This window comes from Cedecea sp. B1(4) (genome assembly GCF_059414925.1).
The window spans coordinates 1-312 of sequence record NZ_JCAHMZ010000284.1; the positions used below are offsets into that span (position 1 = coordinate 1).

The following is a 312-nucleotide window of genomic DNA, read 5'->3' on the forward strand; positions in this document are numbered from 1 at the left end:
CGACCTGGACCGGCTGCTGCACGACATGCCCGAGGTCACCGACCTGCTGGACGCGCAGGACGACGCGCCGGTGATCCGCATGATCAACGCCCTGTTCACCCAGGCCGCGCGCGACGGCGCCAGCGATATCCACATCGAGCCGTTCGAGACCCACTCGGTGGTGCGCTACCGCGTCGACGGCACACTGCGCGACGTGGTCTCGCCGCGCAAGGCGCTGCACGCCGCGCTGATCTCGCGCATCAAGATCATGGCGCACCTGGACATCGCCGAAAAGCGCCTGCCGCAGGATGGCCGCATCGCGCTGCGGGTGGG

General features: G+C 69.6%; 1 protein-coding gene. It reads left to right on the forward strand.

Annotated features, from left to right (window positions below):
- Positions 1-312: ATPase, T2SS/T4P/T4SS family (locus ACR6JA_RS22960; RefSeq protein WP_494599804.1), on the forward strand; the 312-nt coding region annotated here is incomplete at both ends.